The organism is Bacillus sp. FSL W8-1202 (genome assembly GCF_038006165.1).
Lineage (GTDB): Bacteria > Bacillota > Bacilli > Bacillales > Bacillaceae > Bacillus > Bacillus subtilis.
On the sequence record NZ_JBBOUR010000001.1, the window covers coordinates 2,940,177 to 2,954,149 of the forward strand.

At 37.8% G+C, this 13,973-nt stretch carries 16 protein-coding genes and 4 pseudogenes; 11 read left to right on the plus strand and 9 right to left on the minus strand.

Translation table 11 applies throughout. The features are described from left to right. Positions 1–104: 104 nt before the first annotated feature. Together xylB and NSQ09_RS15315 are read left to right on the plus strand one after the other, a co-directional pair. Positions 105–1,604, plus strand: coding sequence for a xylulokinase (xylB, locus tag NSQ09_RS15310; RefSeq protein ID WP_341031894.1), 1,500 nt, complete (start codon positions 105–107; stop codon positions 1,602–1,604). A 104-nt stretch (positions 1,605–1,708) separates the two neighbouring features. Continuing rightward, positions 1,709–1,874: pseudogene (locus NSQ09_RS15315) on the plus strand (glycoside hydrolase family 11 protein); the annotation flags it as partial. Positions 1,875–2,088: 214 nt separating this feature from the next. On the opposite strand, the gene yncB reads toward NSQ09_RS15315, so the two are convergent. Then, the gene (gene yncB / locus NSQ09_RS15320; RefSeq protein WP_114523493.1) at positions 2,089–2,724 is read right to left on the minus strand and encodes an endonuclease YncB; all 636 of its coding nucleotides are present in this window, start codon (positions 2,722–2,724) and stop codon (positions 2,089–2,091) included. A gap of 421 nt (positions 2,725–3,145) precedes the next feature. Between yncB and NSQ09_RS15325 the strand changes: the two genes are divergently transcribed. Beyond that, complete coding sequence (locus NSQ09_RS15325) at positions 3,146–4,561, plus strand: sugar porter family MFS transporter (RefSeq protein ID WP_114523492.1); 1,416 nt, start codon at positions 3,146–3,148, stop codon at positions 4,559–4,561. A gap of 102 nt (positions 4,562–4,663) precedes the next feature. On the opposite strand, the gene alr is transcribed toward NSQ09_RS15325, so the two are convergent. After that, the gene (gene alr / locus NSQ09_RS15330; protein ID WP_114523491.1) at positions 4,664–5,848 is read right to left on the minus strand and encodes an alanine racemase; all 1,185 of its coding nucleotides are present in this window, start codon (positions 5,846–5,848) and stop codon (positions 4,664–4,666) included. 462 nt (positions 5,849–6,310) lie between these two features. Between alr and NSQ09_RS15335 the strand changes: the two genes are divergently transcribed. Both NSQ09_RS15335 and dutA read left to right on the plus strand, forming a co-directional pair. Then, entirely contained in the window at positions 6,311–6,772 is a 462-nt protein-coding gene (locus NSQ09_RS15335; protein WP_003231652.1) for a DUF2691 family protein, read from the plus strand. A gap of 35 nt (positions 6,773–6,807) precedes the next feature. Further along, positions 6,808–7,236 (plus strand): dUTP diphosphatase DutA, encoded by a 429-nt coding sequence (gene dutA, locus NSQ09_RS15340; protein ID WP_003231650.1) that lies wholly within the window; start codon positions 6,808–6,810, stop codon positions 7,234–7,236. Positions 7,237–7,837: 601 nt separating this feature from the next. Here dutA and cotU read toward each other — a convergent pair. Beyond that, positions 7,838–8,098, minus strand: coding sequence for a spore coat protein CotU (gene cotU, locus NSQ09_RS15345; protein WP_003231648.1), 261 nt, complete (start codon positions 8,096–8,098; stop codon positions 7,838–7,840). Between the two features lie 401 nt (positions 8,099–8,499). On the opposite strand from cotU, the gene NSQ09_RS15350 reads away from it, so the two are divergent. Next, the gene (locus tag NSQ09_RS15350) at positions 8,500–8,664 is read left to right on the plus strand and encodes a hypothetical protein (protein ID WP_003231643.1); all 165 of its coding nucleotides are present in this window, start codon (positions 8,500–8,502) and stop codon (positions 8,662–8,664) included. 274 nt (positions 8,665–8,938) lie between these two features. Continuing rightward, positions 8,939–9,778, plus strand: coding sequence for a thymidylate synthase (locus NSQ09_RS15355; RefSeq protein WP_024572380.1), 840 nt, complete (start codon positions 8,939–8,941; stop codon positions 9,776–9,778). Positions 9,779–9,900: 122 nt separating this feature from the next. Here the strand turns inward: NSQ09_RS15355 and NSQ09_RS15360 are convergent, their stop codons facing one another. From NSQ09_RS15360 to tatAC, 5 genes are all read right to left on the minus strand, one after another. Further along, positions 9,901–10,188: a hypothetical protein gene (locus NSQ09_RS15360; RefSeq protein WP_119123060.1), complete on the minus strand. Its 288-nt coding sequence runs from the start codon at positions 10,186–10,188 to the stop codon at positions 9,901–9,903. A gap of 42 nt (positions 10,189–10,230) precedes the next feature. Continuing rightward, positions 10,231–10,953 (minus strand): YrpD family protein, encoded by a 723-nt coding sequence (locus NSQ09_RS15365; protein WP_124073252.1) that lies wholly within the window; start codon positions 10,951–10,953, stop codon positions 10,231–10,233. 159 nt (positions 10,954–11,112) lie between these two features. Beyond that, the gene (locus NSQ09_RS15370) at positions 11,113–11,469 is read right to left on the minus strand and encodes a YoqO family protein (RefSeq protein WP_017697367.1); all 357 of its coding nucleotides are present in this window, start codon (positions 11,467–11,469) and stop codon (positions 11,113–11,115) included. 245 nt (positions 11,470–11,714) lie between these two features. Further along, positions 11,715–11,939, minus strand: a complete 225-nt coding sequence (locus tag NSQ09_RS15375; protein ID WP_014476919.1) for a hypothetical protein — start codon at positions 11,937–11,939, stop codon at positions 11,715–11,717. 174 nt (positions 11,940–12,113) lie between these two features. Further along, a complete protein-coding gene (tatAC, locus tag NSQ09_RS15380; RefSeq protein ID WP_003231634.1) occupies positions 12,114–12,302 on the minus strand; it encodes a twin-arginine translocase TatAC in 189 nt (62 codons plus the stop codon). Between the two features lie 78 nt (positions 12,303–12,380). On the opposite strand from tatAC, the pseudogene NSQ09_RS15385 reads away from it, so the two are divergent. Then, positions 12,381–12,539, plus strand: a pseudogene (locus tag NSQ09_RS15385) (hypothetical protein). Between the two features lie 16 nt (positions 12,540–12,555). Beyond that, on the plus strand, positions 12,556–12,954 hold the full coding sequence (locus NSQ09_RS15390; protein ID WP_009967329.1) for a hypothetical protein: 399 nt from the start codon (positions 12,556–12,558) through the stop codon (positions 12,952–12,954). Between the two features lie 63 nt (positions 12,955–13,017). Here the strand turns inward: NSQ09_RS15390 and NSQ09_RS15395 are convergent. Beyond that, a pseudogene (locus NSQ09_RS15395) lies at positions 13,018–13,452 on the minus strand (SRPBCC family protein). Between the two features lie 149 nt (positions 13,453–13,601). On the opposite strand from NSQ09_RS15395, the gene NSQ09_RS15400 reads away from it, so the two are divergent. Further along, entirely contained in the window at positions 13,602–13,724 is a 123-nt protein-coding gene (locus NSQ09_RS15400; protein WP_260512026.1) for a hypothetical protein, read from the plus strand. A gap of 37 nt (positions 13,725–13,761) precedes the next feature. After that, positions 13,762–13,950, plus strand: a pseudogene (locus tag NSQ09_RS15405) (hypothetical protein). Positions 13,951–13,973: the final 23 nt, after the last annotated feature.

Below are 13,973 nucleotides of genomic sequence, written 5' to 3' on the forward strand. Positions count from 1 at the left end.
CCCGTCATGATTCCTTTCCTATTGCTTGTTGTTATGACGGGTAACTTCTATAATTAGGATTTATTTAGAGTGAATGGTTTTTTAAAAGGGCAAGGAGTGAAAAAATGAAGTATGTCATTGGAATAGATCTTGGAACGAGTGCTGTTAAAACCATTTTAGTTAACCAAAACGGCAAGGTTTGTGCAGAAACGTCCAAAAGGTATCCGCTTATCCAAGAGAAGGCGGGATATAGTGAGCAAAATCCTGAAGACTGGGTGCAGCAAACAATTGAAGCATTGGCTGAATTGGTTTCTATATCCAATGTTCAAGCCAAGGATATTGACGGGATAAGCTATTCGGGACAAATGCATGGATTAGTACTGCTTGACCAAGATCGTCAGGTGTTACGTAATGCAATTCTTTGGAATGATACCAGAACAACGCCTCAATGTATAAGGATGACCGAGAAATTTGGCGATCATCTTCTTGATATCACAAAAAACCGTGTTTTAGAAGGGTTTACATTACCTAAAATGTTATGGGTAAAGGAACATGAACCTGAACTTTTTAAAAAAGCTGCTGTGTTTTTGCTTCCGAAAGACTATGTGCGATTTCGTATGACCGGTGCCATTCACACCGAATACTCCGATGCAGCAGGAACTTTACTTTTACATATTACTCGCAAGGAGTGGAGCAATGATATTTGCAGTCAAATTGGTATTTCTGCAGATATTTGTCCTCCGCTTGTTGAATCTCATGATTGTGTAGGGTCGCTGCTTCCGCACGTTGCCGCCAAGACCGGGCTATTAGAAAAAACAAAAGTGTACGCTGGGGGAGCAGATAATGCTTGCGGCGCTATTGGAGCAGGTATCCTTTATTCCGGAAAAACATTATGCAGTATTGGGACCTCAGGGGTCATACTTTCCTACGAAGAAGAAAAAGAAAGAGACTTTAAAGGGAAAGTCCACTTTTTTAATCATGGAAAAAAGGATTCTTTTTATACGATGGGCGTCACGCTCGCTGCAGGATACAGCTTGGACTGGTTTAAAAGAACGTTTGCACCAAACGAATCGTTTGAGCAATTATTGCAGGGGGTGGAAGCTATTCCGATAGGAGCCAATGGACTGCTATACACTCCTTATTTGGTTGGTGAAAGAACGCCGCATGCTGATTCATCTATTCGGGGAAGCTTGATCGGAATGGATGGAGCCCACAATAGAAAGCACTTTTTGAGGGCAATAATGGAAGGTATCACATTCTCTTTACATGAATCAATTGAGCTATTCCGCGAAGCGGGAAAATCAGTTCATACTGTTGTTTCTATTGGTGGGGGAGCTAAAAATGATACGTGGCTGCAAATGCAAGCTGATATTTTCAATGCGAGGGTGATTAAGTTAGAAAATGAACAAGGGCCAGCTATGGGAGCTGCAATGCTGGCTGCCTTTGGAAGCGGTTGGTTTGAATCCCTTGAAGAATGTGCAGAGCAGTTCATTCGTGAGGCTGCTGCATTTTATCCAAAGGCACAAAATGTTCAAAAATATAAAATACTATTTGATTTGTATAAGAACATTTACACTCACACAAAGGATCTCAATACAGCTTTGAAGAGCTTTCGAAAAAACTAATGATGTTATTGTCTGGAGATCAACCGAAGAACAATTAATGATCAATCATCATCAAAGGCCTTTGATGACATGGCTGCCTTCTTTTGAAAAGATGGTGAGAATAAGGTATCGCAACCTTTAAACAGTATTGGAGTGTCCAGCAGACAAAACGAACGAGCGGAACCGTATTCTGTCAGCGAACACTTCAAGAAGTGAGAAAGCTTAGGAATGCCAATGGGTAAGATGTATGAAACCGCGCTAACGACGGTAGAGGGATCTCTTGATTTATGATGAAATAGGAAGGATGTTTACACACAAATAACCCCCTCACATTGACGTGAAGGGGTGTTTTTTATTGTTACTATACAGCGGAAATTTTACAGGCTAGTTGCATGATTTTAGCTTGATAAGCAGAATGGAAACTAGACACGCCATCATCTCTTTCTAATTCTTTGGAAACTGCATTCTGCTAGGTTTGCTGCTTTTTTTAACAAACAGTGTTTTTCTATTTCACACAGCCATTAAATCCTCTGTTCGTCACATAACCGCTCTTACTCCAAATTGACAGTTTATCTGATTTTGCTTCTTGCTCATCTAGTCTGAATTGGTCTATGTATTTTGTGTTAGGCTCATATACATATGCTACTCTGGCCAATCCCTCTTTCAATAATGTCTCTTGAACAGATTTGCCGTCAACATAAACGTATGCTAACAGTCTTCCATACTTATCTCTGCGATCGCCTTTATCAAATTCCAGCTGTAGCTTACCGCTGTTGACCAATTCTTTATTTCGTTTCGACGCATCCTCACCGTATGGTTGAACACAAGAATTTGGTTTCTTCGTCTCAGGTGTATCAACGAGCAAGTAGCGAACTGTGTCTTTCTTTCCGTTGTAAATAACCTTAATCGTATCTCCATCTATTGCTCTATCTAATGTAACATCGACCAATTTCTTCTGATTTTTTGAATGAGGCGTGCCAGCCTTTTGTTCTGTCTGATTATATTCATTAGATTGAGTATCTTGAGAGACTTGCTCTGTCCCATTAGAATCTGAATGGTTTTTGGCTGCTTGATTTGATCCGCAAGCTGCCAAAGTAATACTTAAAACGATTGCGATCATACTGATCAAAATCTTCTTCATATTGATTCCCTCTTTATCATTTTCTTTTTTCGCAATTAAACATCATCATTATAACGATATGGACATTTTTTGTGAATGGAAAATACCCATAACTTCAAGGGAACTTATAACACTTAAATTGCCAATAGTTAACTTCATAATAAGATGATCAAAACATAACCATCACATAGCGGAAATAAATAATTCTGAAAATAATATTGATTGAAAATGCTTTTGGAATTATGATAATATAAGAAATGACAATAATGTGACAAAAATATTACTACAACATAACAACTAATAGCTTAGGTTTATTCTACTGTCTAAAAATGTAAACGGTTACAAATCCAGAGGCGAAAATCTAAGATAGAGATGACTTTAGTTTTGACTCAATATCCACACTGAAAGAGCTTATTAAGTATTCTTAATAAAGGCAGGGGAAATGGATATGAATGAACATCGAAATCGAAGGTTGAAATTAATAATGATTTCAGCAACTTTTGGAGGGCTTCTCTTTGGATATGACACCGGAGTTATAAATGGAGCTTTACCTTTTATGGCAAGGCCAGATCAGCTTGATTTAACACCGGTTACAGAAGGGCTTGTTACGAGTATTCTTTTATTAGGTGCCGCATTTGGAGCGTTGTTATGCGGAAGATTGGCTGATCGATATGGCCGACGTAAAATGATCCTTAATCTTTCCTTTTTATTTTTCCTGGCATCACTGGGAACAGCGTTAGCACCTAATGTTTTCATCATGGCGGCCTTTCGTTTTTTACTGGGGCTGGCTGTTGGAGGAGCCTCGGCGATGGTGCCGGCCTTTTTAGCAGAAATGGCACCGCATGAAAAGAGAGGGCGTATGGTAACCCAAAATGAACTAATGATTGTTGGCGGACAATTTTTAGCATATGTTTTTAATGCGATCCTCGGTGTAACAATGGCAAATACGGGACATGTTTGGAGATACATGCTAGTCATTTGTGCTGTTCCGGCTATCATGTTATTTGCCAGTATGCTTAAGGTCCCAGAAAGCCCGCGATGGCTAATCTCCAAAGGCAAAAACAGTGAGGCGCTGCGAGTTCTTAAACAAATTCGAGAAGATAAACGTGCAGAAGCTGAATGTAGAGAAATTCAAGAAGCGGTAGAAAAAGATACAACACTAGAAAAGGCATCACTCAAGGACTTTTCTACACCATGGCTGCGCCGTCTTTTATGGATTGGAATCGGTGTTGCCATAGTGAATCAAATTACAGGTGTGAACTCGATTATGTATTATGGCACACAAATCCTTAAAGAATCTGGTTTTGGTACAAAAGCGGCTTTAATTGCTAATATTGGAAATGGGCTGATATCAGTTATTGCAGTTATATTTGGGATTTGGCTGGTCGGAAAAGTGAGACGGCGTCCAATATTATTGATTGGTTTGGCGGGGACGACTACAGCGCTCCTATTGATTGCGATTTTCTCAATTGTGCTTGATGGATCTATGGCACTTCCTTATGTAGTGCTTTCTTTGACCGTTTTATTTCTTGCCTTTATGCAAGGGTGTGTAGGACCTGTGACTTGGCTTGTCATAGCGGAAATATTCCCTCAAAGGTTAAGAGGGCTTGGTTCTGGGATAAGTGTTTTTTTCCTTTGGATATTAAACTTTGTGATCGGTTTTGCTTTCCCGATCTTGCTTAGCTCTGTAGGTTTGTCTTTTACATTCTTTATATTTGTGGCTTTAGGTGTATTGGCAATCGGTTTTGTATACAAATTCATGCCGGAAACAAAGGGGCATACACTTGAAGAGTTAGAAGAGCATTTTCGTTCTCGACACGATCATAATACTCCCGAACAATCAGTTATTGAGGTATAAATATGTTGAAAATCTCTCTTCTTATAGGAGGGATTTTTTTAGTTTCAGAAAAAACAAAATCCCTCTGGGTAGAGGGATCTTGATTCAGCATTTTAAGATGTTCTACACGTATAATACTGGAGTTGATACTTTAAAAATCTCGCCATCTCTTATATAAAAACGAGGGATGCGGCGGCTTAATGTAGACACGACTTCATAGTTAATCGTATTGAGCATTTCAGCCACTTCATCAACGGAAATCTCGGCTCCTTTTTGCTTACCGTAAATCACGACTTCGTCTCCTTGTTTACCTTCACCGTTTTCTCCTAAACTGACCATGATCATATCCATTGTTACTCTTCCCGCCACTGGCACTCGTTTTCCGCGATGAAGAACAAATCCGCGATTGGAAAGGGCACGAGAATAGCCGTCAGCATAGCCGATCGGGAGTGTAGCAATTACTTCATTAGGTTCTGCGACGTATGTAGCACCATAGCTAACGGTTCGGGGTTCTGTCCGCATGGTTTTCACATAAGCGATGCGTGCCTTTAAACTTAACGCAGGTTCAAGCTTAACGAGATTTAGTTGTTTAATATAGGCTGAAGGATATAAACCATATAAGCCGATACCTAAACGGATCATATCAGCGCTAAATTCCGGAAATGCGATAGCTGCAGCCGTGTTGCACATATGCACGGTGGGCAGCTCAATCCCCTGTTTTTTTAAAAAGCTGAGAAAACTGATGAATTTTTCGTACTGCAGCTTTGTGAGTGTTGTGTCCGGTTCATCAGCTGTCGAAAAATGTGTGAAAATCCCTGTCCATCTGAGGAATTTACTTGCCTTTAAGGCTTTCACTACTTCTAAAAGTTCTTCCTTTGTGCGTACACCTAATCGTCCCATGCCGGTATCCACGTTAATATGAATGGCCAGCCGGTTAGCACTCGCTTCTTTTTCCAATATCTCGTTTGCTTCTTTCATCCAATCAACCTGGAATGCTGATAATGTTATATTCCAAGCTGCTGACTTCTTTACACAACTAAGGGATGTAAAACCAAGCACAAGGATAGGTGCTGTAATCCCAGCTTTTCGTAAAACGATTCCTTCCTCCACACTGGCAACAGCGAGCTCACTCGCCCCGTGTTCCAGTGCATGGCGTGCCACTTCTATAGACCCGTGACCATAACCGTTCGCTTTTACGACAGCCATAATTTTGCTCTTATGTGGAATATGACGGCGGATCGCTCGCAAATTCTTTTTAACGGCATCAAGATTGACTTCGATCCAAACTTCTCGGCAAAGCTTTATCATCAACGCTTCCTTCCTTCTTATGGATTATAAATACCACCTATTGCCGCAAGTAAATGTTAATTGTTGGATGATTCGATCTTATTTTATTCAACTTTATTTGAAATCATTCAACAGCAAATCCATGTGATACGAGAAGGTGCCTATCAATGTTCGAATAATAGCAAGTACGGGATACATGAGGCTTGTAAGTGGGGTGTTAATGGGTACGGCGACCGAGGATTACAAAAATGATTATTTGTTTTGGGACATTTTTTTCTAAGGGTAGATGATAACGAGAAATCTAATCAGGAAATACTTACCGTTGTTATGAACATTGGAAGAACCTTTTAAATGAGAAGGGCTGAGGAAATTCTGTAAAAGATAATCGGTTGAAAAGGCAGTCGATTCCTTGTTCCATAAACCTAACATCAGAGTATATAATTAAACTCGTATTCACAAAAATCGTTTAAGTAAGGGGTATACATGAATAGGGGAGTTAGTTTTCAAATACCGAATGAATATGGAAATTTTCTATGGAGAATACTGCAGCCGGTAGAAATAGCTAATTATAGGTGGCAAACGAGTGGGGAATCTTATTTTGTTGTAGAAGGAGAGCTCGATGATGAGGAGCTTTTTCATGACTATGCAATTGTTGAAGGGGCAGTTTTTGAGCAACAATTAAAAACAAATCAGTACTATACCATTTTCGTTGAACTGAAAGCATTTCCATATGGAAAAATGGTTAATCAAGTCAATATATATGAAGAGTTTGCTGACAGTGATTGCGAACTTGTCCTTTTGATAGCAGATAATAGCTACGTTTCGATTTACTGTAAAAACAAAAAAATCATTGAAAAACTGTACTTCAATGCTTTACAGAATGATTTTGAAGACGTTCAATTTATAACTGATGAAAATGACACAAGAACAAGCCTTACTGTATGATAGTCAATAAAAATTAAAGGAGCTAGTACATAACAATGCAAATTAAAATCAAGTATCTAGATGAAACACAAACAAGAATCAGCAAAATTGAGCAGGGAGACTGGATTGATCTTCGGGCAGCTGAAGATGTAACAATCAAAAAAGATGAATTTAAGCTTGTCCCATTAGGTGTTGCAATGGAGCTGCCTGAAGGTTACGAAGCACATGTCGTCCCTCGTTCAAGTACATACAAGAACTTTGGCGTTATTCAAACAAATTCAATGGGTGTTATCGATGAGTCATATAAGGGAGACAACGATTTCTGGTTCTTTCCTGCTTATGCATTGCGTGATACTGAAATTAAGAAGGGTGATCGTATCTGCCAGTTTAGAATCATGAAGAAAATGCCGGCGGTTGAATTGGTTGAAGTCGAGCATTTGGGAAACGAGGATAGAGGAGGACTCGGTTCAACAGGTACGAAGTAAACAAAATAAATCCTTGGCTGTCTTCATGCTGTGTGATTGATCAATGGAGGTTTCAGCCAAGGTACATATAAATATTATGTATAAAATGAATATTTTAATACGAAGGATTTAATTAAAAACAAATTTTAAAAAGGGAAGTTTTGAAAAAGTGAAATAGTAATAACTAAAGTCGATAAAGAACCTAAAGATGTCAAAGAAACAATTTTTCTGGTGCTTTGCTTTTTTGAAGGTTTACTTAGCTCGTGGATAACTGCCCCCCATAAAAGCATGGATGCTAAAATTATAATACTTATATACATATAGATGCTCCTTTTATTATATTTACAGTTTTTACATTTTTATTGATTTTACCACTTTAGGATTGAGTTGTCGATGAAACAAGCATCTCTATAAAGAAATACTTTTATCTAAATTTTTATAAATAGGGGAAGGCAACTAAAAACTAGTAATGCCACTAATAATAAGCCAAGTTAAATGACTTGTGTTCATTAATAATTGAATTTTACAGCAGCCATGAGCACAAAAAAATCTGAGTTCGTCGATAAATATCATAAAAAAGCCCCCGGTATGTCGCCAGGGAATAAATAGACGTTTAAGAGATTTAGTGATGTTTTTTATATGATTCGACAAAATCATAATAATGATCATCGTCATCATAATACTTTTTTTCGTAATGATAATCGTGATCATCGTAATATTTTTTATCATGGTCATCATACTTTTTGTCGTAATCATAATGTTTTTTATCATGATCATAATACTTGTCGCAATCATAATGCTTCTTATCATTGTCGTAATACTTTTTGTAATATGTTTTTTTCCAAGTGTAATACTCTTCTTTATATTTTTTATAATAACCCAATTAAATTCCTCCTTTATGTTATTCGAATTTAATTTATGAAGTTTAAATGATATGGTATGGTCAAATGAAATAAGAATAGTAAAAAGAGGCTGTTTAAAACACTTTCTGAAAAACAAAACGGATAGCTGTTTATGAAAATAAGAGCGAGAGAGAGCACTCAATCACTGTAAAATAATAGTAAAGTGTATAGAGAAGATTAGTATACGTAAAAAGGGACTTTCTCCTTGAAGAATATTTGAACGTTATGGTTAAGATTCAAGAGCTCTATAATGTGATTTTTCACACTGCTTCTGAAGGATTTAAAGTTAGACGTCAAAAAGCAGCAAAATCGGTTAGAAACAGATCATATAAGGAATGAAACGCTGCCAAATATCATAAAAAAGTTGTTAATGATCAAATGAATGAAATTAGAGAGAATTTATTTTAAAGAAAGCCCAATTGCACATGGACAAATGACAATTGATATTGAGGTAAAATACAATGCATTAAATCAGAAAAAGCTATTGGAGGATTTAATGTGTTTAGACAATTTCCAATTTGGTATACACAAACACCTGACTATTTGAATTTTTATGTACCGCAATATCAAACCATTTCGTATAATCCTCAACAATGTTATCAACGGTGTATGTACCAAACTGGCGGTAACTATGAGCTATGTGACAGACTATGTTATGGAGAAATACAGGTGTAAAAGAGGGGGGATTAACTCCTCTTTAAACACACAGTGAGTGGAATAAGATCCTCACTTTATCTGCAAGTGCTTAGTATTTGCGATAATATTGCATTCGTAATAAATTATGCTTAGCAACTGAAAATGAAAGAAGGATATGAATAGTCATGACGCAATTCGATAAACAATACAATTCAATTATAAAGGATATTATCAATAATGGAATCTCAGACGAAGAGTTTGATGTAAGAACCAAGTGGGACTCAGATGGAACACCGGCACATACTCTAAGTGTAATCAGTAAGCAAATGAGATTCGACAACTCAGAGGTTCCGATTTTAACGACAAAAAAGGTTGCCTGGAAAACAGCCATTAAAGAGTTGCTCTGGATTTGGCAGCTGAAATCTAATGATGTTAATGATTTAAACAAGATGAGCGTACATATTTGGGATCAATGGAAACAAGAAGACGGCACCATCGGACATGCATATGGATTTCAGTTGGGGAAGAAAAACAGAAGTCTAAATGGAGAAAAAGTGGATCAGGTAGACTATCTTCTTCATCAATTGAAGAACAATCCATCTTCACGCAGACACATTACAATGCTGTGGAATCCTGATGAATTAGACGCAATGGCCTTAACGCCATGTGTATACGAGACACAATGGTACGTTAAACATGGGAAACTCCACCTTGAGGTAAGAGCACGGAGCAATGATATGGCATTGGGAAATCCATTCAATGTATTCCAGTATAATGTGTTGCAGCGCATGATTGCTCAAGTGACTGGTTATGAGCTTGGTGAATATATCTTTAACATTGGGGATTGCCATGTGTACACACGTCATATAGACAATTTGAAAATCCAAATGGAAAGAGAACAGTTTGAAGCACCTGAACTATGGATCAATCCTGAAGTGAAAGATTTTTATGACTTTACCATTGATGATTTCAAGTTAATCAACTATAAACATGGGGACAAGCTTTTATTTGAGGTAGCGGTTTAATGCTGCCTTTTTATTGTGCAGTAAATAGATAGCAGGTATCCTAATTTCATTAAGCAATCTGGAAGATGAATAAAAATTGAAGGACAAACACGTATAATACATAAAAAAGATTAACTCTACAGTTAATCTTTTTTATTCAGAAGAAAATATCCTAACTTTGAAACTAAATACAAAGTAAAAGCAATCATTACAGTTCTAGATATTACAATTCCATGAATAGCTAGATCATATCCAGCAGGTATCAACGCATTTGTATTACACATAAAATATATAGATATTAGAAGTGCTACAATAACTAAAATCATTCCAAAAAGACTTGTTTTTTCATATTTCATACCAATTTCCACCCTTATTAAAGTTAGGTTTAAACAAAAGAGCTGAAGAAACGAACTATGACCAGTATGCTCCAAGGAAAACCGCCAGACAATGCTGGCGGCTTTTTGCTGCTTCGTTTATTTATTAACAGAGATCGTAACGTTATTTCCTGCAACTGAAACCTTTGCGAAATCCTGTGTATCTACCACAGGAGTGACGGCTTTATTGTCGATAGTGATGTTGTTAAAAGAGGTCGAAAAGGTTGCTTTGATCGCATCACGCTGGCTTTCATACGAAACAGCCGCGGTAGCAAGTGTTTTCCATTTTGAAATCGTGCCGATGTTGGTTCCTTGAATTTCTGTGATAATCCGTCCGGTGTAGCCGTCATTGTTCGTTCCCCAAAGGGTCATGCGCGTATTGCCGCTTAAATTTTTATAGATTGTCATTTGGACTGTGCTTCCAGGGCGGAAGCCTTTATTGTATGTGAATTTGTCTTTTCCTTCGATGTACGTTTCTTCATTTTTGGACCCAACCTTCATGAGGGGCTTCCAGACGTTGTATTGTTTGCTGTACTGAAGCCCGATATCGGCTTCAGTTCCGCTTGTTGCCCTAAAGCCAGAATAAATATAGGGAGTAGAGACCGAGTCGTTGTTTTTGACAGTTTCAGGAAGCGTGATTTTAGCTGTAAAAACGGCGCCCGTACTGTTCAGGTAGACACGGCCGCCGATTCCGTTAGGCAGCTCGGATGCTGCTTTTGCGACTTGAGCGTCTGCCGCGGGTAAACCTGGTATACCTGATGAAAGGGTTCCGAAAAGAACTGCTGTTCCTACTGCACCTGCAATCAATACTTTTTTCACCAAAATTCCCCCTTTTGATAGTGGTTTCGCCATTTATTATACCTTATTTTGGAACTGGATTTACGTATATAAATCGACAAAATATTTCATTTTGAATGATGTAAGGTCGAAACGCTTCGCCAATCTGAAAGCTATATACCTTTATCAGAGGAAAGAATGAGATCACATTCGTTTTAACCGATTTGAAATTTTCCTCAAAATAAAAGTACAAATGCTTAAAGAAACGATTATTAAAAGAATGCCCGCTATCGTTTCCCAGCCTGTAAAAAAGAGGTGACGTTTCATCAATGTCTGTCCTTGTAAAATGATAAAAGCACAGATACCGACTAAGAAAAGAAAACAAATACTTAGGATTGCTAACGCTTTACGTGAGTATGTTTTCATTTCATCTTTAAAATACAGCAATACGAAAATAAAGCAGATAACATTGGCTATTGTTCTAATCACCTCAAAGCTTTTCATGACAACTGATATAAATAGACAAAGTAAAATGAGATAAAATACGATGTTTCTATACAAAAAACCTCTCCTTTTATGTAGGATCCTCAAAGAGTTTATAAAAGTTTCTTTGTAACTGCAATAAATTGAATGCGCTCACTTATGAACTAACTAAACTATGTACTAAATATTCACTATTCTTTTTCAGATTCAGTCACCAAGGTTTTCATAGAAAGGGAAGCTTCAGAAATATACATATAGTGCACAAACAAAAAAGACCCGGCAATAGCCGGGGGAAAGTAAAAACGAGGAGATGTTAATGGCGTTTAGTAGTGTTTTTTATGCTTTTTATACTCTACAACATAATCATAGTCTTTTTTATCGTGATCATAATATTTTTTATCATAGTCATCATATTTTTTGTCGTAATCACAGTCATAATCTTTTTTATCATGATGGTCATAATATTTTTTATCATATTCGTAATACTTCTTATAATACGTTTTTTTGACCGTATAATACTCTTCTTTGTATTTTTTGTAATAACCCATATATACTCCTCCTTTATTTTTACTACGCTTTATTATACGGCGAGTAGATTTTGCGGCTTGGACAGTTAAAATCATAGAAGGAAAAAAGGGCTGTCCAAATGATAGAAAAAGACAGATGACACAAAAACAAATCAAAATAAAGAGCCGATTTTTCATCGGCCCAAACGATTTATCCTACATTTGTTTGTCTTCTTTGTTTTCTGAGTCATTTTTTCTGATATCCTGAGTCAGTCCGCTTGTTGCTTGTTTAAATTCTGATAAGGCTTTTCCTGCTGCACGGCCAAGCGCCGGCAGTTTATCAGGCCCAAATACTAAAAAACCCACAAACAAAATAACGAGTATTTTTGTGAAGCTTAATTCCATATCCTTTTCCCCCTGATTGAAGTACAACCTTTTAAACAAATTATAAGAGATAGCAGTACAAATGGGAATGCATTTATTTTGAACATTTTAAAACCAGACAAAGGCGGATTCATAAAACGGCTGCTGCTGAATATAATGTCCAATGCCACCTGCCTAAGAAGCAGGGAGGCAGGCTGGATCAATTATGTAGCTCTGCCGAAAATGATACAAACGTATCTGCGGCTATCATTGAAATAGAGGAGTGGTGTAGCTGATGAGATTCACTAAGGTAGTTGGATTTTTGTCTGTTTTAGGGTTGGCTGCGGTTTTTCCATTAACGGCACAAGCAGAAAAAGCCGGAACTGCGGGGGCTGGAGAGTGGGATAAGTTGGGGACTTACACATATACTTACTCAAGTCCGACGGTATACTCAACCGGAGGAGATTTTAGAGTGTGCCTTTCAGGAAGCACACCTTTTTCTGTTTCACTGCACTTATATGAGGATGATCCCGGTGACAATCCTGATGATTATGTAGGGGCAAACTATTTTTCACCCGGAGAATGCCACACCTTTGGCAGTATTGGAAAATTTGTAGATGGGAGCAATAACAAGGCCGAGTTCTTTGTTACCGATTACTCTGGTAAATCTAAAACTGTTACGTTTTATGATTGATGGACTCAAATTGTGAAGTATAACCCTTGGAAAAAACAAAAAAGAGAGATACTTCTCTCTTTTTTATTCTTCGACAGCCTTACGAAGCCGTTCATTTACAATGCCAGTCCAGCCGCCATCCATCTTACCGCGAACGACGGAGCTTTTCTCGTTTGCTTTGCCGATCACTTCATTCGGCTCTTTCCAGCCGCTGTGAATAAGGGTAAACCCTGTCTTTTCCCCCAAGTCTTCTAATTGAAAGGTAACGACCCATCCTTCTGTATCCCATTCAAAAGAAAGTTCAGTTGGAGCTTGAACAGCCAAAACTTTACAAGGGGACGGCCCAAACGGCGATTGTAAGTGAAATTCTTATCCTTCTTTGAGCTGAAAGTCATTGGGCATAAACCACTTGGCAATGCCTTCTGAAGTAGAGACTGTCTCCCAGACTTTCTGAATGGGAGCCTCCAGGGTAATGCTTTTTGTAATATCCGGTAATGCATTTTCGTTGTTTTGAGCCATTTCGTTTACCTCTTGACATATGATGTTTTTTTCAATTCAATCATATAATAACTAATAAGATCATGTCCATAGCGTGCATTATTTATGCTAGAGCTGCTGTTGAACAGCGTGTCAGTCGCCAGTCTGATCTGTGAATGGGAGAATTCTGCATGCACGAAAAAGAGAGAGAGGTGTATGTTGTCATTTCGTTCATTCTTGTTTGCTCAGCCGCAACTGCTATGTTTGAACCGGAATTCCTGTTCAGCCAATTTATTTTGCGATTTTTGTTTTAATAGTAAATGTGCCATTTTCTAAAACAGGAGGTTTTTTATGCTTGGAAAAATCAAAGCAGCCATTGATAACAGTCCAGGGAAGCCGGCCAGAATTATAGTTAGTGAAAAAGTGTTTCAGTAATTAGAGGAAGAAATGCGCTTTGTTTACGTATCCAAACCGAAAACGATAATGGGGATTCCTGTGGAAGTTTCAGATCAGGCAGAAAGCTTCAAGCTGGAATTTTAGTTTATCCCAGACTGCTAAAAGGC